1 protein-coding gene is annotated in these 388 nt (G+C 65.5%); it reads left to right on the forward strand.

The window, feature by feature from the left end; all coding sequences use genetic code 11:
- A partial coding sequence (locus EXE44_RS18465) for a substrate-binding domain-containing protein (RefSeq protein ID WP_199241286.1) occupies positions 1–388 on the forward strand: 388 nt, incomplete at both ends.

Consider the following 388-nt stretch of genomic DNA (forward strand, 5'->3'; position numbering starts at 1 on the left):
TCGCGGGCTGTACCTCCGGAAACGGCGGCTCCGGAAACGGCTCCGGCGGCGAGACCCTCTCCGGAGACATCCGGATCTCCGGGAGCAGTACCGTCTATCCGGTCGCTCAGGAGGTCACTCGCCAGTTCGCCGAACAGCACTCCGAGGTGAGCTTCAACCTCACCCGGGACGGCAGCGGGGGCGGGTTCAACAACGTGTTCATCCCCGGCGACAGCGACATGAACAACGCGAGCCGGCCGATCACCGAGAACGAGCTCCAGCGCTGTCGCGACAACGGCATCGAGCCGGTCGAGTTCTTCCTCGCGCAGGACGCGCTCACCGTCGTCGTCAACAACGAGGCCGATTGGATCGACTCGATCTCGCTGGAGGAGCTCCGGACCATCTGGTC

This window comes from Halorubrum sp. SS7 (assembly GCF_005435055.1).
Classification (GTDB): Archaea; Halobacteriota; Halobacteria; order Halobacteriales; family Haloferacaceae; genus Halorubrum; species Halorubrum salinarum.